28 protein-coding genes and 3 pseudogenes are annotated in these 25,945 nt (G+C 39.5%); 16 read left to right on the top strand and 15 right to left on the bottom strand.

Features of this window, described 5'->3' with window-relative positions; translation table 11 throughout:
- Positions 1–124: 124 nt before the first annotated feature.
- A pseudogene (locus PCY12_RS06695) lies at positions 125–664 on the top strand (group II intron maturase-specific domain-containing protein); the annotation flags it as partial.
- Between the two features lie 79 nt (positions 665–743).
- Here PCY12_RS06695 and PCY12_RS06700 read toward each other — a convergent pair.
- From PCY12_RS06700 to PCY12_RS06735, 8 genes and pseudogenes are all read right to left on the bottom strand, one after another.
- The gene (locus PCY12_RS06700; RefSeq protein WP_261060090.1) at positions 744–1,355 is read right to left on the bottom strand and encodes an ATP-binding protein; all 612 of its coding nucleotides are present in this window, start codon (positions 1,353–1,355) and stop codon (positions 744–746) included.
- A gap of 4 nt (positions 1,356–1,359) precedes the next feature.
- Positions 1,360–2,223, bottom strand: coding sequence for a class II fructose-bisphosphate aldolase (locus PCY12_RS06705; protein WP_261060091.1), 864 nt, complete (start codon positions 2,221–2,223; stop codon positions 1,360–1,362).
- 11 nt (positions 2,224–2,234) lie between these two features.
- Positions 2,235–2,633 carry a tetratricopeptide repeat protein gene (locus PCY12_RS06710; protein ID WP_261060092.1) on the bottom strand — a complete coding sequence of 133 codons (399 nt, stop codon included), beginning with the start codon at positions 2,631–2,633 and terminating at the stop codon, positions 2,235–2,237.
- A gap of 14 nt (positions 2,634–2,647) precedes the next feature.
- Complete coding sequence (locus tag PCY12_RS06715) at positions 2,648–3,931, bottom strand: PTS sugar transporter subunit IIC (protein ID WP_261060093.1); 1,284 nt, start codon at positions 3,929–3,931, stop codon at positions 2,648–2,650.
- A 21-nt stretch (positions 3,932–3,952) separates the two neighbouring features.
- The gene (locus PCY12_RS06720; RefSeq protein WP_261060094.1) at positions 3,953–4,261 is read right to left on the bottom strand and encodes a PTS sugar transporter subunit IIB; all 309 of its coding nucleotides are present in this window, start codon (positions 4,259–4,261) and stop codon (positions 3,953–3,955) included.
- The gene (locus PCY12_RS06725; protein WP_261060095.1) at positions 4,243–6,330 is read right to left on the bottom strand and encodes a PTS sugar transporter subunit IIA; all 2,088 of its coding nucleotides are present in this window, start codon (positions 6,328–6,330) and stop codon (positions 4,243–4,245) included. Before PCY12_RS06725 ends, PCY12_RS06720 begins: the two co-directional genes overlap by 19 nt.
- A gap of 70 nt (positions 6,331–6,400) precedes the next feature.
- Positions 6,401–6,631, bottom strand: coding sequence for a hypothetical protein (locus PCY12_RS06730; RefSeq protein ID WP_261060103.1), 231 nt, complete (start codon positions 6,629–6,631; stop codon positions 6,401–6,403).
- A 163-nt stretch (positions 6,632–6,794) separates the two neighbouring features.
- Positions 6,795–7,720, bottom strand: a pseudogene (locus tag PCY12_RS06735) (IS30 family transposase).
- Positions 7,721–7,805: 85 nt separating this feature from the next.
- On the opposite strand from PCY12_RS06735, the pseudogene PCY12_RS06740 reads away from it, so the two are divergent.
- The 6 genes and pseudogenes from PCY12_RS06740 to dnaJ form a co-directional block, all read left to right on the top strand.
- Positions 7,806–7,931: pseudogene (locus tag PCY12_RS06740) on the top strand (DUF2812 domain-containing protein); the annotation flags it as partial.
- Between the two features lie 160 nt (positions 7,932–8,091).
- The gene (hrcA, locus tag PCY12_RS06745; protein ID WP_000255759.1) at positions 8,092–9,126 is read left to right on the top strand and encodes a heat-inducible transcriptional repressor HrcA; all 1,035 of its coding nucleotides are present in this window, start codon (positions 8,092–8,094) and stop codon (positions 9,124–9,126) included.
- 26 nt (positions 9,127–9,152) lie between these two features.
- Positions 9,153–9,677 (top strand): nucleotide exchange factor GrpE, encoded by a 525-nt coding sequence (gene grpE / locus PCY12_RS06750; RefSeq protein ID WP_301352167.1) that lies wholly within the window; start codon positions 9,153–9,155, stop codon positions 9,675–9,677.
- Between the two features lie 315 nt (positions 9,678–9,992).
- Complete coding sequence (gene dnaK, locus PCY12_RS06755; protein ID WP_000034661.1) at positions 9,993–11,816, top strand: molecular chaperone DnaK; 1,824 nt, start codon at positions 9,993–9,995, stop codon at positions 11,814–11,816.
- 201 nt (positions 11,817–12,017) lie between these two features.
- Positions 12,018–12,650 (top strand): DJ-1/PfpI family protein, encoded by a 633-nt coding sequence (locus tag PCY12_RS06760; protein WP_261024219.1) that lies wholly within the window; start codon positions 12,018–12,020, stop codon positions 12,648–12,650.
- 266 nt (positions 12,651–12,916) lie between these two features.
- Complete coding sequence (dnaJ, locus tag PCY12_RS06765; protein ID WP_261025346.1) at positions 12,917–14,056, top strand: molecular chaperone DnaJ; 1,140 nt, start codon at positions 12,917–12,919, stop codon at positions 14,054–14,056.
- A gap of 452 nt (positions 14,057–14,508) precedes the next feature.
- Here the strand turns inward: dnaJ and PCY12_RS06770 are convergent, their stop codons facing one another.
- Together PCY12_RS06770 and PCY12_RS06775 are read right to left on the bottom strand one after the other, a co-directional pair.
- Positions 14,509–14,796, bottom strand: coding sequence for a hypothetical protein (locus tag PCY12_RS06770; protein WP_296172384.1), 288 nt, complete (start codon positions 14,794–14,796; stop codon positions 14,509–14,511).
- Between the two features lie 9 nt (positions 14,797–14,805).
- Complete coding sequence (locus PCY12_RS06775) at positions 14,806–15,216, bottom strand: HIT family protein (RefSeq protein ID WP_050275810.1); 411 nt, start codon at positions 15,214–15,216, stop codon at positions 14,806–14,808.
- Between the two features lie 67 nt (positions 15,217–15,283).
- Here PCY12_RS06775 and PCY12_RS06780 point away from each other — a divergent pair, with 67 nt between their 5' ends.
- Together PCY12_RS06780 and PCY12_RS06785 are read left to right on the top strand one after the other, a co-directional pair.
- Positions 15,284–16,015: an ABC transporter ATP-binding protein gene (locus PCY12_RS06780; RefSeq protein ID WP_000889956.1), complete on the top strand. Its 732-nt coding sequence runs from the start codon at positions 15,284–15,286 to the stop codon at positions 16,013–16,015.
- Entirely contained in the window at positions 16,012–17,061 is a 1,050-nt protein-coding gene (locus PCY12_RS06785) for an ABC transporter permease (protein WP_301352168.1), read from the top strand. The genes PCY12_RS06780 and PCY12_RS06785 overlap by 4 nt, the downstream gene beginning before the upstream one ends.
- Positions 17,062–17,122: 61 nt before the next feature.
- Here PCY12_RS06785 and PCY12_RS06790 read toward each other — a convergent pair whose 3' ends face one another.
- A complete protein-coding gene (locus tag PCY12_RS06790; RefSeq protein ID WP_000131861.1) occupies positions 17,123–17,446 on the bottom strand; it encodes a hypothetical protein in 324 nt (107 codons plus the stop codon).
- Positions 17,447–17,474: 28 nt separating this feature from the next.
- Positions 17,475–17,726 carry a hypothetical protein gene (locus PCY12_RS06795; RefSeq protein WP_001130045.1) on the bottom strand — a complete coding sequence of 84 codons (252 nt, stop codon included), beginning with the start codon at positions 17,724–17,726 and terminating at the stop codon, positions 17,475–17,477.
- Between the two features lie 358 nt (positions 17,727–18,084).
- On the opposite strand from PCY12_RS06795, the gene PCY12_RS06800 reads away from it, so the two are divergent.
- Genes PCY12_RS06800 through PCY12_RS06810 form a run of 3 tightly spaced genes read left to right on the top strand, consistent with a single transcriptional unit; the run spans position 18,085 to position 20,519 of the window.
- The gene (locus tag PCY12_RS06800; RefSeq protein WP_000682127.1) at positions 18,085–18,423 is read left to right on the top strand and encodes a LytTR family DNA-binding domain-containing protein; all 339 of its coding nucleotides are present in this window, start codon (positions 18,085–18,087) and stop codon (positions 18,421–18,423) included.
- A gap of 4 nt (positions 18,424–18,427) precedes the next feature.
- Positions 18,428–19,165 carry a response regulator transcription factor gene (locus PCY12_RS06805; protein WP_301352169.1) on the top strand — a complete coding sequence of 246 codons (738 nt, stop codon included), beginning with the start codon at positions 18,428–18,430 and terminating at the stop codon, positions 19,163–19,165.
- 13 nt (positions 19,166–19,178) lie between these two features.
- Complete coding sequence (locus tag PCY12_RS06810) at positions 19,179–20,519, top strand: sensor histidine kinase (protein WP_301352170.1); 1,341 nt, start codon at positions 19,179–19,181, stop codon at positions 20,517–20,519.
- Between the two features lie 41 nt (positions 20,520–20,560).
- On the opposite strand, the gene blpC is transcribed toward PCY12_RS06810, so the two are convergent.
- Genes blpC through blpA form a run of 3 tightly spaced genes read right to left on the bottom strand, consistent with a single transcriptional unit; the run spans position 20,561 to position 24,298 of the window.
- Positions 20,561–20,716, bottom strand: coding sequence for a quorum-sensing system pheromone BlpC (gene blpC / locus PCY12_RS06815; RefSeq protein ID WP_218757135.1), 156 nt, complete (start codon positions 20,714–20,716; stop codon positions 20,561–20,563).
- 56 nt (positions 20,717–20,772) lie between these two features.
- On the bottom strand, positions 20,773–22,134 hold the full coding sequence (locus PCY12_RS06820; protein ID WP_301352172.1) for a bacteriocin secretion accessory protein: 1,362 nt from the start codon (positions 22,132–22,134) through the stop codon (positions 20,773–20,775).
- Positions 22,135–22,144: 10 nt separating this feature from the next.
- A complete protein-coding gene (blpA, locus tag PCY12_RS06825; RefSeq protein WP_301352173.1) occupies positions 22,145–24,298 on the bottom strand; it encodes a peptide cleavage/export ABC transporter BlpA in 2,154 nt (717 codons plus the stop codon).
- 281 nt (positions 24,299–24,579) lie between these two features.
- Between blpA and blpI the strand changes: the two genes are divergently transcribed.
- From blpI to PCY12_RS06845, 4 genes are all read left to right on the top strand, one after another.
- The gene (gene blpI / locus PCY12_RS06830; RefSeq protein ID WP_049533692.1) at positions 24,580–24,774 is read left to right on the top strand and encodes a bacteriocin-like peptide BlpI; all 195 of its coding nucleotides are present in this window, start codon (positions 24,580–24,582) and stop codon (positions 24,772–24,774) included.
- A 465-nt stretch (positions 24,775–25,239) separates the two neighbouring features.
- The gene (gene blpJ / locus PCY12_RS06835; RefSeq protein WP_049533694.1) at positions 25,240–25,509 is read left to right on the top strand and encodes a bacteriocin-like peptide BlpJ; all 270 of its coding nucleotides are present in this window, start codon (positions 25,240–25,242) and stop codon (positions 25,507–25,509) included.
- A 68-nt stretch (positions 25,510–25,577) separates the two neighbouring features.
- Positions 25,578–25,757, top strand: a complete 180-nt coding sequence (locus PCY12_RS10335) for a bacteriocin class II family protein (RefSeq protein WP_049533696.1) — start codon at positions 25,578–25,580, stop codon at positions 25,755–25,757.
- A 12-nt stretch (positions 25,758–25,769) separates the two neighbouring features.
- A complete protein-coding gene (locus PCY12_RS06845; protein ID WP_153226613.1) occupies positions 25,770–25,937 on the top strand; it encodes a hypothetical protein in 168 nt (55 codons plus the stop codon).
- Positions 25,938–25,945: the final 8 nt, after the last annotated feature.

Genomic DNA, 25,945 nt, shown 5'->3' on the forward strand with positions numbered 1-25,945 from the left:
AGAGGCAAGTGACGAGTCAAGAGCAACGAGGCTTGAACAACGTGAAAGCCAGCGTCTTTAGGCGCTGGCTGGTAATTTGGGCTTATAGACCGGGTACAAACCACCCGTTAGACGGGTGGTCATGATTGAGAAACGGCTAGGTCTGAAGGTAAATATGACCAAGACTAAGATTACCAGACCAAGAGAGTTGAAATATCTAGGTTTCGGGTTCTGGAAGTCATCAGATGGTTGGAAAAGTCGTCCACATCAAGATAGCGTACAGACTTTCAAGAGAAAACTCAAGAAACTAACGACTCGCAAGTGGAGTATTGACTTGGATAGTCGTATTGAGAAGCTCAATTGGCTTATCCGAGGTTGGATAAACTACTTTTCAATGACGAACATGAAATCAGTCATGGAGAGCATTGATGAACGACTGAGAACACGAATAAGAGTGATTATCTGGAAACAATGGAAGAAGAAATCTAGGCGACTATGGGGATTCCTCAAACTAGGAGTTCCTAAATGGATAGCAGATAAGGTATCTGGCTGGGGCGACCATTATCAATTAGTAGCTCAGAAGTCGGTACTTAAACGTGCTATATCAAAACCAGTCCTTGAAAAACGTGGACTGGTTTCGTGTTTGGATTATTACCTTGAACGACATGCGTTAAAAGTTAGTTGAACCGCCGTATGCCGAACGGCACGTACGGTGGTGTGAGAGGGGCTAGAGATTATCCCCTACTCGATTTTTATAGGTTGTTTCATATTGTAGAATATGAAACTAAGCGATCGATAAAGGGTTTGTAATCAACCTTACTATAATCTGTCACATCAAACTCAATTAGCTGACCGAGCTGAAAATGATTATACTGCCGCGCTTCGATGATTTCCTTGAAAGCATCTTTCGTGATTAAATCATCTGCTAGTTCATGGTTTGGCAAAGTGTCACCATTATGATAGTGACTCATAATAAAGCTGATATGTCTGTCAGGAGATAAGTCACGCGCAATCCGGCGTTCCCATAGAATATCAAAATCTGCTACGAGCCGAATCGTGATAACTTCATAATCAAATTTATTTGCTAAAGTTTCGAGCCTGTCCTTTTGCTTGTAGGAAAAAGGATACTCGGTCAAGACAAATTGCTTACCAACACCCATATAAACTTCCAAGGCCTGGTAATAATACTCCCAAACACGCTTTTCCAACGTAACCTTTTCCGTGAGATTGTCAAAACCAACACTCTCTGCCATGTCCTGTTTAAACTCATCAGGCGAAACCGTATAGATTTGTGGAAGAGCGACTTGAATCAAATTGGCCAAATAACTTTTCCCTGTTGCTGGCGGCCCAGCTAAGAGCAATAAGTATTTCTTCATAGGCTTACCCCAAATTGGTCGGCTCACCTGTATTCATGAAGAGTCCAATTTTGTGTTTGACGATTTCTTTGACTTTTTGGTTGGCAGGGATGATATTGTGGCGAAGAGACTTATTGACTTCTGTTGCACCAAAAGCATCCTTGGCTTCTTGTGTCCAGTTGACCAGCAATTCTGTTCCGACATTAAACTTGCGAATACCATTGTTGATTAATTGAGGATAGTCCTCTTCCTTAACACCTGTTCCACCGTGGATAACAAGTGGAGTTGGTACAGCTTCGTGGATTTCCTTAAGCAGGGGGATTTTAACATTGGTTTTTGATTTGAATTGACCATGATTGGTGCCAATGCCGACTGCAAGTGCGTCTACGCCTGTTTCTCTGACAAAGGTCACTGCATCGGCTGGACGAGTGTACTCTTTATCTTCTTCATTGACAGAGATTCCTTCTTCTGTTCCACCGATTGTGCCTAGTTCTCCCTCGACAGATACACCTCTTGCATGAGCATATTCTACAACAAGACGAGTTTTTTCGATATTTTCCTTAAATGGAAGGTTAGAACCATCAAACATGATACTAGAATAACCTGCATCAATGGCATCCTTAATCGCATCAAAATCTCGCGCATGGTCTAAATGCAGAGCAACGTCAATCAGCATACTGTTGGCCATTTCTTTGACAACAGCCACGATAACATTGTAGCCGATGTACTTTGCAGTATCAATACTGGTTTGGATAATGATAGGACTTCCCATTTCTTTTGCTGCTCGTATCATATCGGGCAGCATCTCAAGATTGTGCATGTTGAAGGCACCAATAGTCATATTGAGCTTTTCAGCTGTTTCCGTTAATTCTTTAATCGTTTTATACATAATTGTCCTTTCTAACGAGACAGGGTTACTTTTTTGGCGATATTGCGCATGTCATCCATTTTAGACATATAGTAGTCAATGCCTTCACTATCGCGATTTTTAGCAGCTTCTGCTCGCTTCGCATTGTAGAGTGCCATGAGTTTCTTATAGCCGTCTCCCATGGAAAGCTGAGCTTCTAGGCTCTTTTCAAGTGTCTCAATGGCTTGGTTCACCTCACCAAGTTCCCCATAGAGGAGGCCGAGGCGTTCATAAGCCTCAGCCAAGTCTTTATTTTCTGTTAGAGATGTCAGCTTGCTTTTCTCCTCCTCCACTTTTTCAAGGAGTTTCGCACGTTCTTCCTCAGATAAAAGGACTTCCTCTACAGGTTTCTTAGCTTGTTTCGGTTCTTTTTTCTTAAAAAATCCAAACATAACGCTACCTCAACTTAGAACATCTTAAAGATTGGGTTCAAAATCCAAGCGTATAGAAGGGCTGCTACAACCGTATCAACGTCTGTTGCAGTTGCATTCACAAATCCAAGCTGGTTGAAGGCTGTTACCAAGAGTGCTGGGAGCAAGGTGATAAAGAATCCGTGTGCAATACCACCGATAATAGCACCACGACGGCCACCTGTTGCATTACCAAAGATACCCGCTGTACCACCTGCAAAGAAATTGGTCAACATACCTGGCAAAATCATAGCTAGTCCGAACATCGGAAGGACAAACATAGCAATCAAGGTACCGATGGTTGTTGTAATGAAACCAAGGATAACAGCATTTGGCGAATAAGGGAAGAAGACAGGGCAGTCAAGGGCTGGAATAGCATCTGGAACTAATTTCATAGCGATACCGCGGAAGGCAGGTACAATCTCAGCCAAGAGCAGACGAACACCAGCTAAGAGGATATAGACACCTACTACAAACTGAATAGCCTGCATAAAGGCATACACAATGTAGTTTTGTGTACCAGTATCTACTGCACTAGATCCAGCAAAGAGTGCTGTGATGATAAACATGGGTACCATAACGACCATTACAGATAGGTAGGTATCTTGCAAGAAATCAAAAGCTTTTGGCAATTCAATCTCTTCGATTGATTTTTTATTTTCACCACGCTCGCCAAAGAGTTTCGCAATGCCAGCTTCAAAAAGATAACCAATTGTACAGAAATGTCCAAGAGCAATATCATTTGAACCAGTGACTTTTCGGATAATTGGTTGAGCAATGGCTGGCATGGCAACTGTAAAGAAGCCGCCGACAACACCACCAACAAGAATAAGTATAAAGCCACGCAAACCCGCAGCGTAACCAAATACAGTTGTCATTGTTGACATCCATAGTAAAGCTTGACCAGTCAAGAAGATATATTTCCACTTCGTCACCCGAGCAAAGATGATATTAAAGATAAAAATTGCTAAGAAGGTCAAGGCAATTGAGCTACCAAGCCCCAATTCGTTCATGGCTTGGCCATTGATAGCTTCAATAGAAGGAACAATCCCCTGTGTATGAAAACCTTTTTGGAAGATTTCGCCAAAGTAAACCAGACTGGCTACGATAACACTTGAACCTGCACTCAGTACTTGGAATCCAAGTAAGGTTTTCAAGGTTCCAGAGATGACTTGCCCTACGGATTTCTTTTGTAAGAGCAAGCCTAGCATAGCAATCAATGCAATAGTGATAGATGCCTGGGTCAAGATATTATTGATAATAAAATTGATAATGGTCATCCTAATTCTCCTTTACTAATATTAAACGATCCCCTTGTTCTGCAAGATTGGGATAAGTTTTTCTTCAATTTCAGCTGACGAGACAATGTTCTTTAAATAAACAATAGGTGTCACAGTCTCATCAATAGAGAACTGTTCAAATTGTTTTTTAAAGTTTTGCGCTGTGATAATCACATCCGCTGGCATTGAAGCAGCTGTCGAAATATCAACATGGTCCAATTTGGCATCTACCTTGTATTTATTTAATACATCTTCTGCTGCCATTTGTGCGGCAAAGCTGGAACCGAGACCAGCACCGCAGACAAATAAAATTATCGCTTTATTTCCCATTGTTTTTCCTCCTTTGAATGGAATAAAATTTGTTTTACAGTTTCAACATCTCGGGCTTTTCCAAGCTCATCGATTTTTTCTTCATTTTGGATTAGAGACACCAAACTTTTCATGATATTCAAATGTGAGAATGAATCGATCGCAGACAAACAAAAGACAATTTGAACTTGTTGTTCTTCCTCCACACCAAAAGAAACTGGTGTTTCAAAAATCGTCAAACTAAGTCCCAATTTATTTGCCCCGTCTTCTGGACGAGCGTGAGCAAGTGCCAAATGGGGTCCAATGACAATGTATGGACCGTATTTATTAACGCCATCAATCATAGCATCTATATAAATCGGCTCAATAATCTGCTCACTAAGTAAAGGTTCTGAAACGACTTTAATCGCTTCTTGCCAGCTATACTCTCCACTCACAATCGAAATATGGAGATCCGTTAATATATCTTGAATCATAGGTTGTACCTCCCTTCTATTTACATCTAAAGCGTATTTAGAAAAAACACTCTCAAATTTAGTATAGATTTCTCTTGAAACCTCAAGACCTTGATCTCTAATCAAATGCAAGATGTCTAAAAACATTCTGGTATAATCTTGCTTTTTGTTTGTAATTCGTCGTGCTGATTGATGCTGACTCAGAAAATGGTGAATAGCAATTTTTGTGTCCTCTTGGATGATAGAATCGAGCACCAGCACTGGCTTGTGGTCATATTGAATATCAACGGTTGAAAAGACCAAATCAACATCTAACTTGTCAATAATTGAAATCTCTCTTGAGCTGAGAATGGCAATGACTTCAATATTGAAAAATTCCTTTAAATTCTCAGCTAGTAACATCCCTGTGGCCATACCATGATTGCATATGACAACAGCCCGATACCAAACATCATTTTCTTGGTTGATTTCACTAAAAACAGCTGAAAAATGAATGGTTAAGAAAGCAAGTTCATCTTCAGTGATGTCTTTTCCCAACATCAGCTCCAATCTTTCAGTAAACTCTGTTACTGCATCGTAGATTAAGCCATAAGACTTTTTCACCCTATCTTTTAGAGGATTTGTCAATTGAACGTCATTTTCAACACGGGCAACCATACTTACCAAGTGATTGTATAATCCTTGTTGTAAGCTATTTTCTTTCTTGGTAAAGGGGATACCTGTCCTGTGTTCCACATAGTCAATCAGCTGAAGAATAAAGACTTGCAATTGTCCCCAATTGCTCGGACTATCTGAAGTAATCATTTTGAAGGATTTTAGAATATAACCGATGTAGGAAATTTCCTGATTGGGAACAGCTAATCGATAAATCCTGCAGATTTCTTCCAGAAATTCTTGTAAGTTAGTTTCCTCAACATATTCACTTTCATGGGCAACATATTGTTTTTTCTCCACCCTGCGGATCCAGATGATTGTAAACAGAATGAAATTTCTCCGATACAGGTCATCTCCTGTTTCTGTAATTGTCCTGCTAAAAATAGCATTGACTTTTCCAAACAGATTTTCTGGCAGATATTCTGAGACAATATTCATTTTCCCAGTTCCGGCTTGCATGTCGTTTTTAGTCAGTTCTGGATTGATTAAAGAGTACAATATTGTACGGATAATCGATTCCTTGGCTTCAAACAGGAGTCCTTGCTTGGGGTGACTAACCACTTGGATGCCGAAGCTCTGCAATTTCTGACGAATCTGTCTCATATCCTCATCAATAGAAGATTTGGAAACATGGTATTTTCTTTCCTTTTGCGTGAGAAAAACTGGCTGATTTCCTAAACCGATATCGAGGATAATATCCAAAATCCTTTCTTCTCTTGTCAGATATTCATTGAGAGAAACTTCAAACACGAGCTGTTTTATGGTATGGGTTTCTTCCTCTGTCAACTCGATGAAATATCCTTGAGAGCGTTTCTGTTGGACAAATGGAAGCTGGTGTTCTTGCAAGTATTCATTGATTTCACCTATATCATTACGAATGGTGCGAAAACTCACATCATACTCTTCACTCAATCTTTCAACACTCACAGGAAGTTCGGAGATAATAATTTTATTTAAAATGGCGGCCGTTCTTTCTTTCATTTCTCCCCTCCTTCTTGATACTTTAATTGTAAAACATTTGACGTTCAAATTGTAGTAGATATTTTTGCAACTAAAAAAGGAAGAAAAGTAAGCGTTTGCCTTTTAGCAAAAAATAAGTAACGACAACAGATATAACTGTTATCGTCAACAATAACAGTAACCAGTGATTTTCTTCAAAACTTAGCAAGTAATGATAAGCAGGTTGCTTCATAAAAGAAACTTCTGTCTCTGATACCCACTTTTCTGCGAAAAATGGCAAACTGTAACAGAGCAATACAGCAATTAAAAGAAATATTTTCATGTCAAACTTCCTCTCCTATCAAGGGCAATAACTGAACCAATTCCTCCGACTCTTTAATCCTTTTCTTCATGACCATTATATCATAGCTTTATATTTCTATATATTTCCTGTCTGTCATTTTACACCTTTAATTAAAGATAAATTGCAAGAATAAGTGCAACATTTACTCGAACTCATCCTCTAGAGCTTCACTAGCAGTTCTGTAAGCTAAACATTTTCGTGGTCGGTGAATAAAGCCTTGTTCAAAGCCTCATCATAGATAGCGGCTAAATCTGTTTTCTTTGGGAAACATTCTCTTAGTAAGCCATTTGCGTTTTCATCGCTTCCTCTCTACCAGGATGGATAGGCGTCCGCAAAGAAAAAGGAAATTCCTAAATTCTCTACCAGAGGATAGCAGGCAAACTCTTTTCCCCTGTCTGAAGTGAAGGTTTTAAGAGCCTCTTTTGGAAATAGCTTACAAAGTTGTTCGATAGCTGAAAACATGGATTTGGCTCTTCTGTCTGGTATCTTGAAAGCTAAGTAAAAGCGCGTTTTTCGCTCTAGGAAGGTCGCTAAACAGCCCTTGTTTTTGCCTCTGGAAGACACCACAGTATCGAGCTCCCAGTGGCCAAAGGTCTCACGATTCCTGACCTCTTTAGGACGTTTGGCAATCGGCGTACCAATCCTAAATGTTCCACGTGTTTCTTTGGGTTGTCGAGTTTTTCCTTTACGACGAAGGACACTTAAATCCAGATCAATCAAACCATCATAGAGCCAGTTATAGATAGTTTTAAAAGCTACCATTGGCTTTTGTTCAAGCTGATAGTGGCCACAAATCTGTTCAGGCGACCAGGAGGATTTTAAACCGTCCTCAATTTTCTTTTTCAACTTTGGTGTCAAACGAGACTTTCGACCTTTTTGCTTAGCTCTGTGGTCGTACTGTTCCTGTGCTAAGGCTGCGGAATAACCATTTTGGCATCGTCTTACCTCTCTTGAAATAGTAGACTTATGGACGCCAAGTTTATTTGCAATTTGACAAGGTTTCAAACCTAATTCCAAGTAGGTTTCTATCTTTATTCGGTCGGTTATGGTAAGATGGGAGTAGCTCATAGTTTTCCCCTGGAGTCTGTTTGTGTGGTTACTTACAGTTTACACCAATGAAACGCAATGAGTTTTTTGTTGCACTATATTTTACACTATCTTTAGAGAAGATCTTTCTATGTCATTCTTCATTATTTTTGTTTTATATTCTTTGTTGTTTTCTTATCTAATCCATGGTTATTTCAGACTAAAAAGGAAATATCAAGTAGATGGAAGGTGAGTTTCTCGGTCTGTAGACTGATTTTTAGCACTCTTGATAAAAGAGTGCTAATTTTTTGAGTTTTTATCTTGACATTCTCTTCTAAGGGTGTATAATAGAATTATAAGTTAGCACTTGAGTGTATCGAGTGCTAATTGGTCAGACAGAGAGGAGTGATGAGGTGGTTACAGAGCGTCAGCAGGATATTTTAAATCTGATTATTGACATCTTTACCAAAACGCACGAACCTGTCGGATCCAAAGCCTTGCAAGAGTCTATTAACTCTAGCAGTGCAACCATTCGTAATGACATGGCGGCTTTAGAAAAGCAAGGTTTGCTTGAGAAGGCTCATACTTCAAGCGGTCGGATGCCAAGTGTTGCTGGTTTTCAGTACTATGTGAAACACTCACTGGATTTTGATCGACTGGCTGAAAATGAGGTTTACGAGATTGTCAAAGCCTTTGATCAGGAATTCTTCAAGCTAGAGGATATTCTGCAAGAAGCTGCTAATCTACTGACAGACCTGAGTGGCTGTACGGTAGTGGCACTGGATGTTGAGCCGAGCAGGCAACGTTTGACAGCCTTTGATATCGTTGTTTTGGGGCAACATACAGCCTTGGCAGTATTTACCCTAGACGAATCGCGCACGGTTACCAGTCAATTTCTGATTCCAAGGAACTTCTTGCAGGAGGATTTGCTGAAACTGAAGAGTATCATTCAGGAACGTTTCCTCGGCCACACCGTTCTAGATATTCACTACAAGATTCGGACGGAGATTCCGCAGATTATCCAGCGTTACTTTACAACGACGGATAATGTTATCGATCTCTTTGAACACATCTTTAAGGAAATGTTCAACGAAAACATTGTGGTGGCGGGCAAGGTTAATCTCTTGAATTTTGCCAATCTGGCAGCTTATCAGTTCTTTGACCAACCGCAAAAGGTGGCTCTGGAGATTCGTGAGGGGTTGCGTGAGGATCAGATGCAAAACGTCCGTGTTGCAGACAGTCAAGAGTCCTGTCTAGCTGACCTAGCGGTGATTAGTAGCAAGTTCCTCATTCCTTATCGGGGAGTTGGAATTCTAGCCATTATCGGTCCTGTTAATCTGGATTACCAACAGCTAATCAACCAAGTCAATGTGGTCAACCGTGTTTTGACCATGAAGTTGACAGATTTTTACCGCTACCTCAGCAGTAATCATTACGAAGTACATTAAGATTGAAATCATTAAAGGAGGCGAAAATGGCCCAAGATATAAAAAATGAAGAAGTAGAAGAAGTCCAAGAAGAGGAAGTTGTGGAAACGGTAGAAGAAACAACTCCTGAGAAATCTGAGTTGGACTTGGCAAATGAACGTGCAGATGAGTTCGAAAATAAATACCTCCGTGCTCATGCAGAAATGCAAAATATCCAACGCCGTGCCAATGAAGAGCGTCAAAACTTGCAACGTTATCGTAGCCAGGACTTGGCAAAAGCGATTCTCCCTTCTTTGGATAACCTAGAGCGTGCACTTGCCGTTGAAGGTTTGACAGACGATGTCAAAAAAGGATTGGAGATGGTGCAAGAAAGTTTGATTCACGCTTTGAAAGAAGAAGGAATCGAAGAAATCGCAGCTGACAGTGAATTTGACCATAACTATCATATGGCCATCCAAACTCTCCCAGCAGACGCTGAACACCCAGCAGATACCATCGCCCAAGTCTTCCAAAAAGGCTACAAACTCCATGACCGCATCCTACGTCCAGCAATGGTGGTTGTTTATAATTAGGCAATTCTGACGGTAGCTAAAGCAACTCGTCGTCGAAATAAAATCGATTTCGACTCCTCGTGTCGCAATTTACATAATAGAAAACTTGTCCGAAACGACACTAAACTATGAAGAAAGATAAGAGGCAAGCCGGAGGCTTGCAAGGAAGATATTTCCCGCCGTGGTGAAAGTTTCAGTAGCTTCTGCTACTGAAACAGGGGATTTTTGAGACAATAGGCTCAAAAATAAGTGATGAAATCCCGAAGGGAGTTGCTCACGTCCCCACCACTTAAGGGGAATATCAAAATTCGAATTAAAATTTAAGGAGAAAAACACATGTCTAAAATTATCGGTATTGACTTAGGTACAACAAACTCAGCAGTAGCAGTTCTTGAAGGAACTGAAAGCAAAATCATCGCAAACCCAGAAGGAAACCGCACAACTCCATCTGTAGTATCATTCAAAAACGGCGAAATCATCGTTGGTGATGCTGCGAAACGTCAAGCAGTTACAAACCCAGATACAGTCATCTCTATCAAATCTAAAATGGGAACTTCTGAAAAAGTTTCTGCAAACGGAAAAGAATACACTCCACAAGAAATCTCAGCTATGATTCTTCAATACTTGAAAGGCTACGCTGAAGACTACCTTGGTGAAAAAGTAACCAAAGCAGTTATCACAGTTCCTGCTTACTTCAACGACGCTCAACGTCAAGCAACAAAAGACGCTGGTAAAATCGCTGGTCTTGAAGTAGAACGTATTGTCAACGAACCAACTGCAGCCGCTCTTGCTTACGGTTTGGACAAGACTGATAAAGAAGAAAAAATCTTGGTATTTGACCTTGGTGGTGGTACATTCGACGTCTCTATCCTTGAATTGGGTGACGGTGTCTTCGACGTATTGTCAACTGCAGGGGACAACAAACTTGGTGGTGACGACTTTGACCAAAAAATCATTGACCACTTGGTAGCAGAATTCAAGAAAGAAAACGGTATTGACTTGTCTACTGACAAGATGGCAATGCAACGTTTGAAAGATGCAGCTGAAAAAGCGAAGAAAGACCTTTCTGGTGTAACTTCAACTCAAATCAGCTTGCCATTTATCACTGCTGGTGAAGCTGGACCTCTTCACTTGGAAATGACTTTGACTCGTGCTAAATTTGACGATTTGACTCGTGACCTTGTAGAACGTACAAAAGTTCCAGTTCGTCAAGCCCTTTCAGATGCTGGTTTAAGCTTGTCAGAAATCGATGAGGTTATTCTTGTCGGTGGTTCAACTCGTATCCCAGCTGTTGTAGAAGCTGTGAAAGCTGAAACTGGTAAAGAACCAAACAAATCAGTAAACCCTGATGAAGTAGTTGCTATGGGTGCTGCGATTCAAGGTGGTGTGATTACTGGTGATGTTAAAGACGTTGTCCTTCTTGACGTAACACCATTGTCACTTGGTATCGAAACAATGGGTGGTGTCTTCACAAAACTCATCGACCGCAACACAACAATTCCAACATCTAAATCACAAGTCTTCTCAACAGCAGCAGACAACCAACCAGCCGTTGATATCCACGTTCTTCAAGGTGAACGCCCAATGGCAGCAGATAACAAGACTCTTGGACGTTTCCAATTGACAGATATCCCAGCTGCACCTCGTGGAATTCCTCAAATCGAAGTAACATTTGACATCGACAAGAACGGTATCGTGTCTGTTAAGGCCAAAGACCTTGGAACTCAAAAAGAACAAACAATTGTCATCCAATCTAACTCAGGCTTGACTGATGAAGAAATCGACCGCATGATGAAAGATGCAGAAGCTAATGCTGAAGCAGATAAGAAACGTAAGGAAGAAGTAGATCTTCGTAACGAAGTAGACCAAGCAATCTTTGCGACTGAAAAGACTATCAAGGAAACTGAAGGAAAAGGATTTGACGCAGAACGTGACGCTGCTCAAGCTGCCCTTGATGACCTTAAAAAAGCTCAAGAAGACAACAACTTGGACGATATGAAAGCAAAACTTGAAGCATTGAACGAAAAAGCGCAAGGGCTTGCTGTTAAACTCTACGAACAAGCCGCAGCAGCCCAACAAGCTCAAGCAGGAGCAGAAGGCGCACAAGCAACAGGAAACGCAGGCGATGACGTCGTAGACGGGGAGTTTACGGAAAAATAAGATGTTGAGGCGTTAAGAAAACGAAAGAAAAATAGGAAGCCATCGCCTTGTGCGATGCACAAAAGATGGCTTATCTTTTTTCCGAAGTTTTTAGCCGAAACTCAGTTAAGCCTAACTCGTTAAGAATGTTAATAATGATAAGAAGAAATCCAGAGGTTGCAACCCAGCCTCTGTTTTTCGATAAAATAGAGGATGTTGTGTATGAAAAAAGTACTTTGTATCATTTATCCTAATTTTTCTCTTTATGAGATAACCGCTTTAACAAGTACTTTAGCTCTGTCTTTTGATATCACGATTGATTATGTAGCTTCTGAGAATTCGATAGTGGTCTCTGAGGATGGTTTGTCCTGTCAACCGACGAAAACATTGGATCAAATCCGAATAGAAGATTATTCTTGCATGATTTTGCCAGGAATGGTAAATATAGGTCCTGCTCTACAAGATGAGAAATTGATCTCGTTTTTGAGAAGTCTTGCTGAGCAAGATATCCTAATTGCAGCCATTTCTTCAGCGCCCCTTTTATTGGCGAAATCAGGCTTGTTGAACGACACGAAATTTACAGGTGGAATTTGGCAAAACTTCTTTGATTATTTTGAATTTCTTCCACGTGAGAATTTCCAACCGAAAGTTCTTGTCCAAGATAAACAAATCATTACGGCTATCGGTTTTGCACATCAAGAGTTTGCAAGAAAAGTGATTTTCGGTTTAGGGTTGGCAGAGAATACGGACAACTATTTTAAAGAACAGAACGAGTATGCTGAAGAGGATTTGATATTTACTCTATCAGATGAAGAGTTTAATCAAGTAAAGCAGAGTATAGAAAACAGTCTCTAAAGATTTACTTATAAATTATAGAAAGGAATAAGGGTGTTCAGAGAATTGAACTCACACTCTGAGCTTTCCTACTAAATATAAAAGAAAGGAATTGAACCCGACCTAATGGTGGTTCGATTCAGAACATCAATAGAAAGGAACAAGGGTGTTCGTAACTGAACACGGGCTACGGACTGTGCCAAAAAGATAGTTTTTTCTAGGACGCAAGCGTCCGTCGTCAAAACTCCTATTTTGGCTGTGTCCGTTTGACGCCCTTGGTATCTTGTATGAACAATACTGAATTTTATGATCGTCTGGGGGTGTCAAAAAACGCTTCGGCAGACGAGATCAAAAAGGCTTATCGTAAGCTTTCGAAAAAATATCACCCAGATATCAATAAGGAGCCTGGTGCTGAGGAAAAATACAAGGAAGTTCAGGAAGCCTATGAGACTTTGAGTGACGATCAAAAACGGGCTGCTTATGACCAATATGGTGCTGCAGGCGCCAATGGTGGATTTGGAGGCTTCGGTGGTGGAGCTGGCGGTTTCAACGGGGCAGGAGGTTTCGGTGGTTTTGAGGATATTTTCTCAAGTTTCTTCGGCGGAGGCGGTGTTTCGCGCAATCCAAACGCTCCTCGCCAAGGGGATGACCTCCAATACCGTGTGAATTTGACCTTTGAAGAAGCTATTTTTGGAGCTGAAAAAGAAGTTAAGTACAATCGTGAAGCAAGCTGTCGTACATGTAATGGCTCAGGTGCTAAGCCAGGAACAAGTCCAGTCACTTGTGGACGCTGTCATGGCGCTGGTGTCATTAACGTCGATACGCAGACTCCGCTTGGTATGATGCGTCGCCAAGTAACCTGTGATGTCTGTCACGGTCGCGGAAAAGAAATTAAAGATCCATGTACAACCTGTCACGGAACAGGGCATGAAAAACAAGCCCATAGTGTACATGTAAAAATCCCTGCTGGTGTGGAAACAGGTCAACAAATTCGCCTAGCAGGTCAAGGTGAAGCAGGATTTAATGGTGGACCTTATGGTGACTTGTATGTAGTGGTTTCTGTGGAAGCTAGCGACAAGTTTGAACGTGAAGGAACCACTATCTTCTACAATCTGAACCTCAACTTTGTCCAAGCAGCTCTTGGTGATACAGTTGATATCCCAACGGTTCACGGTGATGTTGAATTGGTTATCCCAGAGGGAACTCAGACTGGTAAGAAATTCCGTCTACGTGGCAAGGGAGCTCCGAGCCTTCGTGGCGGTGCAGTTGGTGACCAATACGTTACCGTTAATGTCGTAACACCGACAGGCTTGAACGAACGCCAAAAAGCAGCGCTTAAAGAATTCGCAGCTGCTGGTGATTTAAAAGTCAATCCAAAGAAAAAGGGATTCTTTGACCATATTAAAGATGCCTTTGAAGGAGAATAAAGTAAAAAGAGCTATCGAGCTCTTTTTGCTTATAGATTTTTTAAAACTTTCCTTAAGTAATGACGGACGGTAGCTACCTTTTTCGAAGTTCCATATCTAAACTTTGAGCCCAGGCCTCAAAGTTTCCGGACACCTGAAACCAAGTTGTTTCAGGTGTTTTCATTACGGCGGAAAGCCTGGGAAAGTCTTTGATTTAGTTATGAAACGGTGAATAATACTCTTCAAAAATCTCTTCAAACCACGTCAGCGTCGGCTTATCTACAACCTCAAAACCGTGTTTTGAGCTGACTTCGTCAGTTCTATCCACAACCTCAAAACGGTGTTGTGAGCAGCCTGTGCCTAGCTTTCTAGTTTGCTCTTTGATTTTTATTGAGTATGAGTTGCCTAAATTATGATGTATAGTTGATGGGATATAACTTGTTTACCTTTTAAAAAGAGCCGAGTAGCTCTTTTTACTTATCTTCGATTTTCTGTGTTTCTTTAATCACAGCTAGTCTAGTCTGGATATCTTTTTCCAAGACCTTAAACTTGTAAGTGAGGTCTTCTTGGTATTCCTTGATGAGTTCTTTTTGCTGGTCGATGATTTGCAGGCTGTTTTGGATAATATCCACATCGTCTTTGATAGCTTGAACGCGGTCAGTGGTATTCAAGACTTCATCTGTGATGGTTTGGCGATTTTTTGTGACCAGATAACTTCCGGCTGCGGCTCCTGCAAATAGCAGTAGGTTGGATAATTTCATGGTAACTCCTTAGGCGTTTTTGATGGTTTCAGCGACTTGAGCGAGTTTGTCAAAGTCAGGTTCGTGGGCGATAAAATCAATCTTGAGGTCATCGTCCGCACTGTAGCGAGGCACGAGGTGAACGTGGGTATGAAAGACGGTTTGACCTGCGATTTCTTCACAGTTAGCAATGATATTCATACCAGCAGCCTTGGTAGCTTTCATGACTTTTTGAGCTACTTTTGGTACTTGGGCAAAGAGTTGGCTGGCGCTAGTAGCGTTCATTTCCAAAAGATTGCGATAGTGTTCTTTTGGCACGACTAAGGTGTGTCCTGGTGTCACTTGAGAAATATCCAGAAAGGCAAGAACCTGCTCATCTTCATATACTTTTGAAGCAGGAATTTCCCCTGCGATGATTTTACAAAAAATGCAATCTGACATAAAATCTACCTCTACTGTATTGAATTTTGATATAATATAGCTACATTATACCAGATTTGGAGAAAATATGTTAGAAATTAAAAACCTGACAGGTGGCTATGTCCATGTCCCTGTCTTGAAAGATGTGTCTTTTACTGTTGAAAGTGGGCAGCTGGTCGGTTTGATTGGTCTCAATGGTGCTGGGAAATCGACGACAATCAATGAGATTATTGGTCTGTTGACACCTTATAGTGGCTCCATCAATATCAATGGCCTGACCCTGCAAGAAGATGCGACTAGCTATCGCAAGCAAATTGGTTACATTCCTGAGACACCTAGCCTGTATGAGGAATTAACCCTCAGAGAACATATCGAAACGGTTGCCATGGCTTATGGTATTGAGCAGAAAGTGGCTTTTGAGCGAGTAGAACCTTTGTTGAAAATGTTCCGTCTGGACCAGAAATTAGACTGGTTCCCTGTTCATTTTTCAAAAGGGATGAAGCAGAAAGTCATGATTATCTGTGCTTTTGTGGTGGATCCAAGTCTCTTTATCGTGGATGAGCCTTTCCTTGGTCTTGATCCATTGGCTATTGCAGACTTGATTCAGCTTTTGGAAGTGGAAAAGCAAAAAGGCAAGTCTATTCTCATGAGTACCCACGTGCTGGATTCGGCGGAAAAGATGTGTGATGCCTTTGTCATTCTCCATAAGGGAGAGGTGCGTGCTAAGGGAAATCTCCTGCAACTGCGCGAAGCCTTTAACATGCCTGAGGCTAGTTTGAATGATATTTACTTGGCTCTGACCAAAGAGGAGGAGCTATGAAAGACTTGTTTTTAAAGAGAAAGCAGGCTTTTCGTAAGGAGTGTGTCGGTTATCTGCGCTATGTTCTCAATGACCACTTTGTCTTGTTCCTGCTTGTCCTGCTGGGCTTTCTAGCCTACCAGTACAGTCAACTCTTGCAACATTTTCCTGAAAATCATTGGCCTATCCTTTTGTTTATTGGTATTACCTCTGTTTTACTGTTGCTTTGGGGTGGAATTGCTACTTACATGGAGGCACCTGACAAGCTCTTTCTCTTGGTCGGAGAAGAGGAAATCAAGCTCCATCTAAAGCGTCAAACTGACATTTCCCTAGTCTTTTGGCTTTTTGTCCAGACCCTTTTCTTACTTTTATTTGCGCCCCTATTTTTGGCAATTGGTTATGGTTTGCCTGTTTTTCTGGTCTATGTGCTTTTATTGGGGGTAGGAAAATATTTCCTCTTTCGTCAAAAGGCCAGCAAATTTTACACTGAAACTGGTCTGAACTGGGACTATGTCATTTCCCAAGAAAGCAAGCGTAAGCAAGTCTTGCTTCGTTTCTTTGCTCTATTTACGCAGGTCAAGGGAATTTCAAACAGCGTCAAGCGTCGTGCCTATCTGGACTTTATCCTAAAGGCTGTTCAGAAGGTGCCTGGGAAGATTTGGCAAAATCTCTATCTGCGTTCTTATTTGCGAAATGGAGATCTCTTTGCCCTCAGTCTCCGTCTGCTCTTACTTTCCTTGCTGGCGCAGGTCTTTATCGAGCAAGCTTGGATTGCGACAGCAGTGGTAGTACTGTTTAACTACCTCTTGCTCTTCCAGTTGCTGGCCCTCTATCACGCCTTTGACTACCAGTATTTGACTCAACTCTTTCCACTGGACAAGGGGCAAAAGGAAAAAGGCTTGCAGGCGGTAGTCCGAGGATTGACCAGTTTTGTTTTACTTGTGGAATTAGTTGTTGGGTTGATTACCTTCCAAGAAAAACTAGCCCTTCTAGCCTTGCTGGGTGCAGGTTTGGTTTTACTAGTCTTGTACTTACCTTATCAAGTAAAACGTCAGATGCTGGATTAATCTTGCCTATATGACACTAAAAAAGAAGTTGAGTTCAGTTTGTCTCAGCTTCTTTTATTTTCTACAAGATAATGGTTGGTCCGTAGAGACTTAACTTGGTCTTGACTTGGTCAAAGTGGAAGCGGTCATAGGCTCGCCAAGCGGCGCGAGTGGGAGCATCTGGATCAAGAGCGCTGAGTCCCATGAGAAGACTGGAAGTCTGGTAAAATTTTTCCAGTTCAATCAAGACTCGATTATCCACTGTCTCAGCCTTGGCTAGAAAGCCAAGAATAGAGTTTAATTGCTCCTGAAAGCGGACGTCGTCAGCGGTTGCCTGTCTGCATGCTTGGTAGGCTTTGTTTAAGTCAGTTATCAGTGCCTGAGCAGTTTTAATTGGGTCTGTCATTTACGTGACCTCCTATATAATTTATGTTTTAAGGTAAGGGATTGTGTAAATCTCCTAGTGAGGCACCTATATTATTAGCAACATTGCCAACTATGTTGCCCCAATCAATGATACATTTACCATTATCAAGATTAGCTTTATTATATGAATATCCATTTCTACATAGTACATTATCGCTAATCATATGAAACGGAGAATACCATCCATATGGAATACTACCGCCATTTATATGAGAAAGTTCGATTGATGTTAATTGTTTTGTTTTATTTGACTTGGCCATAATTTTCTCCTTGTTATATTTACGTCAATTGCAATAGAGTATATTTATAGGGTGTTAATCATGGTGGATGTGAATAAATCATATGCACCCCTCCTTTTTTGATGATTTTTAAAGTTGTTGCAAACATAGTCTTTCTATAATCATAGTCTATCACTTTTATCTCCTTTTTCACCATCAAATCTTTAATTGTCCTTGAAATTTCCTGAATGGTACTGTTAAGATTTTATGATAAAATAGTTGTAAGCTCATCATGATGTTGTAGAAAAATAGTCCTTTTAGGAGTTTTCAAAGACTGTTTAGGATTGGGTGTGCTTGTGTTAGACCTTTTCTGTTATTCTTTTCTTAGGAGGAGAATCCAATGAAACATATGATTATTCAGACACAGAAAACAGTTTATAAAGTAAACATCGACGATGTCTACTATATCCAAACACATCCAACTAAAGCCCATACCGTACAGATTGTTACAGAAGAAGCTAGTTTTAATATGGTTCAAAATTTAAGTGATCTTGAGAACCAATATGGGGAAACCTTGATGAGATGTCATCGAAATTGTTTGGTCAATCTTGATAAAGTAAAATCGATTGATTTTCAAGAAAGAATCCTTTTTCTCGGAGAAGAAGGTCAATACGCTGTCAAGTATGCCAGACGTCGCTATAGAGAAATTCGTCAAAAATGGTTGAAAGAAGGAGAGTAGGAAGATGAGAATATTTGTTTTAGAAGATGATTTTTCCCAACAGACTAGAATTGAAACGACGATTGAGAAACTTTTGAAGGAACATCATATCACTCCCAGCTCTTTTGAAGTTTTTGGTAAGCCAGCTCAACTGCTGGCAGAGGTGCATGAGAAGGGAGCCCATCAGCTATTCTTTTTGGACATTGAGATTCGAAATGAGGAGATGAAGGGTCTGGAAGTGGCTAGAAAGATTCGGGATCGGGATCCTTATGCCCTCATCGTCTTTGTGACGACTCACTCAGAGTTTATGCCCCTGTCTTTTCGCTACCAAGTGTCTGCTTTGGACTACATTGATAAGGCCTTGTCAGCAGAGGAGTTTGAATCTCGGATCGAGACAGCCCTCCTCTATGCCAATGGTCAAGACAGTAAAAGTCTGGCGGAAGATTGCTTTTACTTTAAATCAAAATTTGCCCAATTCCAGTATCCTTTTAAAGAGGTTTATTATCTTGAAACATCGCCCAGAGCCCATCGTGTTATTCTCTATACCAAGACAGACAGACTGGAATTTACAGCGAGTTTAGAGGAGATTCTCAAGCAGGAGCCTCGTCTCCTGCAGTGTCATCGCTCTTTTCTCATCAATCCAGCCAATGTGATACATTTGGATAAGAAAGAAAAACTGCTTTTCTTTCCCAATGGTGGAAGTTGTCTAATCGCCCGTTATAAGGTCAGGGAAGTGTCTGAGGCCATCAATAAATTACACTGAGCTAGGAGAGTTTATGAACATTGCTTGGATATTGTTGTATTCACTTGTTATTAATGGACTAGAAATTGTCATTTTCTTTAAGGTAGATGGAATTGGTCTCACTTTTGAGAGGATTTTCAAAGCTTTTCTTCTGAAATTTCTTCTAGGGATCATTTTTACGACTTTTCAATTTTTGGCTGTAAGTAAATATTTGTCCTATTTTATAGAACCTTTGTTCGGTATAGGTCTATCTTTCTTATTGTTAAGAGGGCTTCCTAAAAAAATCCTTATTTTTTATGGTCTCTTCCCAATGATATTAGTAGAGCTCTTTTACAGAGGTGTTTCCTATTTTGTGCTTCCATTTTTGGGGCAAGGAATTGTAGATGGGGATGGCAATCCTATCTTTTTATTGATTATGATATTCGTTTGCTTCATAGTTTTAGTCTTTTTGAAATGGTTAGACTATGATTTCACTAGATTGAGAAGGGAGATTCTAGATAAAGATTTTCAAAAGTCTCTTACTAAGATTAACTGGGTAATGGGGTCTTATTATCTAGTGATGCAAAGTCTATCTTACCTTGAATATGAACAAGGTATTCAATCAAAGACTGTTCGCCATCTCATCCTAGTGTTTTACCTCCTCTTTTTTATGGGGGTTATCAAGAAATTAGATACCTATTTGAAGGAAAAACTTCAGGGAAAACTAAACCGAGAGCAGGCCTTGCGCTACAGAGATATGGAACGCTATAGTCGGCATATAGAGGAACTTTACAAGGAAGTACGGAGTTTTCGCCATGACTACACCAACCTTTTGACCAGTTTACGTCTGGGTATTGAAGAGGAGGATATGGAGCAGATAAAAGAGGTCTACGACTCCGTCTTAAAGGATTCCAGTCAGAAATTGCAGGACAATAAATATGACCTGGGCCGATTGGTGAATATTCGGGACCGTGCCCTCAAAAGTCTTCTAGCAGGGAAATTTCTAAAAGCCAGAGATAAGAACATTGTCTTTAATGTCGAAGTTCCTGAGGAGATTCAGGTCGAGGGGATGAGCCTACTTGATTTTCTAACCATTGTGTCTATCCTTTGTGACAATGCTATTGAAGCTAGTGTAGAGGCCAGTCAACCTCATGTTTCAATTGCCTTTTTAAAAAATGGAGAACAGGAGACCTTTATCATTGAAAACTCCATCAAAGAAGAGAACATCGATATTTCGGAGATTTTTTCTTTTGGAGCAAGTTCTAAAGGGGAGCAGAGAGGAGTTGGTCTCTATACCGTTATGAAAATTGTGGAAAGTCATCCCAATACCAATCTAAATACTACCTGCCAAAATCAAGTCTTTCGTCAGGTGTTTACTATAATACATACAGAATGATAAAAAATAAGACCGAGAGTTCTTGTTACTCGGTCTTATTTTTATAGCTGAACAGGTAGTTCAAGTGCTTTTGTGATTTTAAATTTACTTAAAATTGTTTCATGTAAGAGCTCTTCCCACCATCCTCCACCTGTAATTTGGTTGAGTTCGGTAGTTGTTAGTTCTTGAAATGAAGTTAGGTTTTGTTTCTTATCCATGTTATGATTCTCCTTTTTGATAAGATAATAAATAGTTATAGAGTGTTATCTGAAAATTAATCAGAATGGGTTAAAATTTTATCTTTGAAATAATCAAAATATGTTTTCTTTGCAGTTACACTAGTGACGCGACCTTGTAAGCCGTATTGGATGAGTTTACTATCCTCATTAGATAGTTTTGCAAGAGCGGTTAATTTAAAGAGATTTCCTTGCTCTGTTCTGGTAGGAGTTTGATCAATTGTCTGAAGTTGGCCGATGATGGTAATGCCGTGATTTCCAATTTTCTCCAGTTTTAATCTTACAGTTTGTCCTTTATCTAGTAGAGGTAGATAGTCAGAAGATACGTAGTAAGTGATTAGTACTTCTCTTGTATCTGTGATGACAGGGAATATTTGAGCAATTTCTGTACCAGTTGGAATTCTATTTTTACCTTCAAATTCACTGTTTAAGTGAATGATACCTTTACTTGGGGCGGTTAAGGTATTGTTTTCTAAGCGCTGCGTTGCTTGATCTAGTTGTACTTTTAATTCTGTTAATTGATTCTCCACGGTTAGTTGTTGCTGTGAGGCTGTTTGTAAAAATTGAGTACGGAGTACTTCAATTTTGGTTGCTAAACTATTGTCATAAGTTGCTACACTTCCGATACCAGCTTGTTGAATTTTGAGGCTTGCGATAGATGATTCAAGACCTGCAATACTTTGATTAATTTGAGATAAAAATGGCTCCTCTGCAGTTCCTTGTGTTTGTTCTTGTGAAGCTACAAGATAACGATTCAAAATTGACTGGTGTGGATTGCTAGTTGGTAAGCGTGCTCTGTTATTTATGATAGCATCTCTCAGCTCTTGATATTCTCCAATTTGTTGTTGAACTTTTGTAATTTCTTGTTCGATGGCTGATGAACTGCTATTGGTAAGATTAGCTTGATTTGAAACTTCAGTGTTAGTCTTTGAGATACCCAGTTCAATATCATGGGATTGTTTAGTAAAATTCATAAAGGTATTATGGTAGCCAAACTCATCCTCGCCAGAAAAAAGATCAGTCGCTTTTTCTAAGCTTTGTTTCAAAATTCCAAGTCCTTCTTTTTGCTTCTCAAGTCTTTGTAATTGAGTTTCTAAGGCAGTTTTCTGACTTTCTTCCATTGTTTCAGAGTATTTGATGAGTAAGTCCCCTTTTTCAACTACTTGATTTGCCACTAAATGATTAGCTAGGATAGGATTATCACTTGTTGACTGAATGGATGCAATGACACTTGTAGGGGTGATTTCTCCTTGGGAAGTGACAGTAATTTCTTTTGTGGCAACAAGGGAGAAAATCAAGATGAAAGTAAACAGTAATGAAAGAGGTATAATTAACACTGTCGCATAGTTATGGTAACGTCTCTGATAAAACTCGACGCTTCTAAAAAGATTAGGATTCATGATATTCTCCTTATTTATTGAATAGATGATGGTAGAAACCTTGCGCCTGCATTAACTCTTGGTGACTACCAACTTCAATGATTTTCCCCTGGTCAAGAACAATGACACGGTTAGTCCGTTCAGCTATACTGAGACGATGGGCTACAAAGAGAATGGTTTTATCAGTGAGGGACATAAGATTATCTATAACTTTTTTCTCAGTCAAGACATCAAGACCGCTAGTAGCTTCATCTAGTATTAGAACAGGAGCTTTAGTTAGGAGAGCACGAGCGAGAGCGATTCGTTGCTTTTGTCCTCCTGATAGACCAGCTCCATCAGAGAGCTGAGTTTGATAGCCCATAGGCATTCTTTCAATGTCTTGACGGATTTCAGCTAATTCGCAAGCTTTTAGAATATCTTCTTGGCTAATCATATGATTACCGCCCAAGGTTAAATTTTCCAAGATAGAGCCATTAAGGATATAGGCTTGTTGGGGTAGGTAATTAATATGACGGCGTAAGACTTTTTTATCAATGTTTTTAATATCCTGATGATTGATGGAAATATGTCCTTTGTAGGGTTCAAAGAAATTGACAATCATTTTGGCTAAAGTTGTTTTACCAGAACCACTAACTCCAACTAGGCTAACCTTATCTCCTTGTTTAATCGTGAGATTAATATCTGTTAAGGTATCTCGTCCAAAACCATACTTATAAGAAAGGTCATCAAATTCAATATCGCCCATCAAAAAATGTGAATGAACAGGGTTTTCTGGGGCTTGGAACTCAGACTCGACTAGATAGACTTCGTTCAAACGGTTATTAGCAACCTTCGCAGATTGGAGTTTGGTTTGGAGGTTGATAATATTTTCCATAGGAGTTGTAAAATAAGAAAGAAGTGTGTTAAAGGTAATCAGCTGACCGATAGAAATTTTACTCGACATGACTAATTGAGCGCCAAACCATAGGATGAGGATATTCAGAACTAATTTTGTTCCCTGCTTTAAACTCGTTTGTAAAATAGAATATTTACTGAGCTTAAAGGATTTTTCCAAATACTCTACAAATTCGCTGTCTATATTTTGATAGCGATTTTCTTCACTCGTGAGCGACTTTATAGTTTCAATCCCGTTGATATCTTCGATAATGGCAGAGCTAACCATAGAATTACTTTGCATGACATCATGGTTCATTTTTTCGAAAGGCTTCATAAAAGAAAAGATGATGAACATGTATATAGGAACGGAAATAAGAGAAAGAAGGAAGAGATTAGGGTTTTGTGCCAGTAAGACTCCCCCTACAAGAATCAGAATAGAAACATCCAGAAAAAGAGAAAGAATGGTAGAAGCTAAGGCATCTATAATAGAGTTAGCGTCTGTGAACCGTGAAATGATTTCTCCTGTACGACGTGTCGCAAAGAAAGACATAGGAAGTTCAAAAATATGGCGAATATAGGACAAAATTACATCAATACTTAATCTTTGACTCAGAACAGTTAGGAGATAATCTCTGGAGAAGCTCATGACTTGTTGGAGGATATAGGTGATAACCAGACCAACTGAGATGATTCCTAAAGTTGATTTCATCTGATTTGGAATGTATTCATCCAAGATTCCTTGGAGATAATAAGAACCACCTATATTGATAATCGTGACCAATAAGCTTGAGAGAACAATGTAAGCAATGAGAGATTTTTGCTTGAAAATCAGAGGAAGGAAGCTTAGTAGATCATTCTTTTTATCTTTATGGGGTTGATAGCTGGGTTTGGGAGCTAGAAAAATAGCTACTCCAGTCCATTCAGAGAAAAAGCGTTCTTTTGACATTTTAGTGATTTTTACAGAAGGGTCAGGATCACCAATAATCAGATGGTCTTTCTTTGTTTGATAGACAACATAGTAATGTTGGAGTTTTCCTTCTTTGTTAACGTGAACGATAAATGGATAGGGGACATCACTCATGTCAAAGAGCGTTTTATCTGCTTGAACAGGTCTTGTTTCAAAGCCCATTTCATCAGCGGCTTTTACAATGCCAAGAGCAGTCGTTCCTTCTTTATTGGTCTTTGCAAGTTCTCTCAAGTGAGCTAGAGAAAAATCTGAACCATAGAATTTAGCAATCGAGGCTAAGGCAGCAACACCGCAGTCTCTAGCATCTATTTGAGGAACAAATGTACGTTTATAAGAAGTCATTGGCAATTCCTTTCATATAGTGGATAGGTCTATTATGACATAAAAACAATTTCATGCTTTATAAAATCTTGAATCGTCATTGAAACTTCCTGAATGGTCAAAAAATGTTTAGAGCACATCTTTCTTTAAAAAATAGAGATGATTTTGAAATAAAAAAGCTAATTTAAGACGTTTCGATGACAATTCAAGATTTGGATGAAAAACTTTAAAAAACGATGATATACTAAACTTGTCAAAGTTGCAACAGGACAAAAATTAAAAATAAAAAAGGAGTATTTGTCATGGATACAAAAATGATGTCACAATTTTCTGTTATGGATAATGAAGAACTCGAAATAGTTAGTGGAGGAGGCAATTTAGGGTCTGCAATCGGTGGTTGTATTGGAGCAGTACTATTAGCTGCTGCGACTGGTCCGATAACTGGGGGAGCAGCAACACTTATTTGTGTAGGTTCAGGAATTATGTCCTCTTTGTAAGATTATGATTCTTAAATATAGTATTATTATCGCTATTAATTTACTGTCTTATTTACTTACTTACAAAATATCAAAGTTATCTAAGAATGATGAGAATAAGATAGTTAGCAAAATTTTAATTATATTATCAATAGTTTATGTAATCGTTGATGCTTTACTTAGTTGATGGATTGGTAGGAATAAAAAACTTAACTATAAACTATTATTTACTAATATTTTTTGCTTTCTGCAAGTTAATAAATAGTATAGTAAAACTTTTTATTGCAAGGAGAATAACGAAATTAAGATATTTTAGATACTCAAGATTATTGAAATCTTAGACTAAAAAATAGGTACTGCTACCTTTAAGAAGATAGTAGACGTATATACTTTTTTAAGAAAATCAAAAAGATACTATAAAAAATCTATTTGTTTATTGAATTTAAGACTTTGTAACAAATTGAAAATAAAAAGGAGGTATTCATCATGAATACAAAAATGTTGTCACAGTTAGAGGTTATGGATACTGAAATGCTTGCGAAAGTTGAAGGGGGGTATAGCTCCACTGATTGTCAAAATGCACTGATTGGAGGAGTCATTACGGGAGCTATAACTGGTGGAACTGGAGCAGGTTTGGCCACTTTAGGAGTAGCTGGACTTGCTGGTGCATTTGTTGGAGCACACATTGGTGCAATTGGGGGTGGATTAACATGCTTAGGAGGTATGGTTGGTGATAAATTGGGACTAAGTTGGTAAGACTTATAGTAAAATTATGAGGATTCTATTCTGATTTATTTTAGTTTTTTTAAAAAGGAGTATTTGTCATGGATACAAAAATGATATCACAATTTTCTGTTATGGATACTGAAATGCTTGCTTGCGTTGAAGGTGGAGATAATTCATACGGATTCTGGTATAGAGTAGGTAGTTTAGTAAGAGATGGATTTGATTTGTATGTTGAAAATCAAAGAAGATTGCATGCGATGTGCCCACTGTGTATCTAAGGAGATAATATCATGAAAAATAAATATTTTGAAACTTTAAGTGCAGAAAAACTAATACAAGTTCAAGGAGGTGGAATGCCTTGGTGGACTTCCTTAATTCCTAATTACGACCAACTTCTTGGATCAATTTGTGGTTTCATAGATGGAATTAGCAAATCTACAAACAGGGGACAATGCTAAAAAATCAT

Origin of the sequence: Streptococcus sp. SPS1 (assembly GCF_030439915.1) — a bacterium.
Lineage (GTDB): Bacteria > Bacillota > Bacilli > Lactobacillales > Streptococcaceae > Streptococcus.

Coding starts and splice junctions, on each gene's coding strand:
- PCY12_RS06715 (WP_261060093.1), bottom strand. CDS start 3,931: ATGACCATTATCAATTTTATTATCAATAATATCTTGACCCAGGCATCT.
- PCY12_RS06700 (WP_261060090.1), bottom strand. CDS start 1,355: ATGAAGAAATACTTATTGCTCTTAGCTGGGCCGCCAGCAACAGGGAAA.
- PCY12_RS06820 (WP_301352172.1), bottom strand. CDS start 22,134: ATGAATCCTAATCTTTTTAGAAGCGTCGAGTTTTATCAGAGACGTTAC.
- PCY12_RS06725 (WP_261060095.1), bottom strand. CDS start 6,330: ATGAAAGAAAGAACGGCCGCCATTTTAAATAAAATTATTATCTCCGAA.
- PCY12_RS06780 (WP_000889956.1), top strand. CDS start 15,284: ATGTTAGAAATTAAAAACCTGACAGGTGGCTATGTCCATGTCCCTGTC.
- blpC (WP_218757135.1), bottom strand. CDS start 20,716: ATGGATAAGAAACAAAACCTAACTTCATTTCAAGAACTAACAACTACC.
- blpI (WP_049533692.1), top strand. CDS start 24,580: ATGGATACAAAAATGATGTCACAATTTTCTGTTATGGATAATGAAGAA.
- PCY12_RS06730 (WP_261060103.1), bottom strand. CDS start 6,631: ATGAAAATATTTCTTTTAATTGCTGTATTGCTCTGTTACAGTTTGCCA.
- PCY12_RS06775 (WP_050275810.1), bottom strand. CDS start 15,216: ATGTCAGATTGCATTTTTTGTAAAATCATCGCAGGGGAAATTCCTGCT.
- PCY12_RS06800 (WP_000682127.1), top strand. CDS start 18,085: ATGAAACATATGATTATTCAGACACAGAAAACAGTTTATAAAGTAAAC.
- grpE (WP_301352167.1), top strand. CDS start 9,153: ATGGCCCAAGATATAAAAAATGAAGAAGTAGAAGAAGTCCAAGAAGAG.
- PCY12_RS06805 (WP_301352169.1), top strand. CDS start 18,428: ATGAGAATATTTGTTTTAGAAGATGATTTTTCCCAACAGACTAGAATT.
- blpJ (WP_049533694.1), top strand. CDS start 25,240: ATGAATACAAAAATGTTGTCACAGTTAGAGGTTATGGATACTGAAATG.
- PCY12_RS06760 (WP_261024219.1), top strand. CDS start 12,018: ATGAAAAAAGTACTTTGTATCATTTATCCTAATTTTTCTCTTTATGAG.
- PCY12_RS06720 (WP_261060094.1), bottom strand. CDS start 4,261: ATGGGAAATAAAGCGATAATTTTATTTGTCTGCGGTGCTGGTCTCGGT.
- blpA (WP_301352173.1), bottom strand. CDS start 24,298: ATGACTTCTTATAAACGTACATTTGTTCCTCAAATAGATGCTAGAGAC.
- PCY12_RS06785 (WP_301352168.1), top strand. CDS start 16,012: ATGAAAGACTTGTTTTTAAAGAGAAAGCAGGCTTTTCGTAAGGAGTGT.
- PCY12_RS06795 (WP_001130045.1), bottom strand. CDS start 17,726: ATGGCCAAGTCAAATAAAACAAAACAATTAACATCAATCGAACTTTCT.
- PCY12_RS06770 (WP_296172384.1), bottom strand. CDS start 14,796: ATGAAATTATCCAACCTACTGCTATTTGCAGGAGCCGCAGCCGGAAGT.
- dnaK (WP_000034661.1), top strand. CDS start 9,993: ATGTCTAAAATTATCGGTATTGACTTAGGTACAACAAACTCAGCAGTA.
- PCY12_RS06845 (WP_153226613.1), top strand. CDS start 25,770: ATGAAAAATAAATATTTTGAAACTTTAAGTGCAGAAAAACTAATACAA.
- PCY12_RS10335 (WP_049533696.1), top strand. CDS start 25,578: ATGGATACAAAAATGATATCACAATTTTCTGTTATGGATACTGAAATG.
- dnaJ (WP_261025346.1), top strand. CDS start 12,917: ATGAACAATACTGAATTTTATGATCGTCTGGGGGTGTCAAAAAACGCT.
- PCY12_RS06705 (WP_261060091.1), bottom strand. CDS start 2,223: ATGTATAAAACGATTAAAGAATTAACGGAAACAGCTGAAAAGCTCAAT.
- PCY12_RS06790 (WP_000131861.1), bottom strand. CDS start 17,446: ATGACAGACCCAATTAAAACTGCTCAGGCACTGATAACTGACTTAAAC.
- PCY12_RS06810 (WP_301352170.1), top strand. CDS start 19,179: ATGAACATTGCTTGGATATTGTTGTATTCACTTGTTATTAATGGACTA.
- PCY12_RS06710 (WP_261060092.1), bottom strand. CDS start 2,633: ATGTTTGGATTTTTTAAGAAAAAAGAACCGAAACAAGCTAAGAAACCT.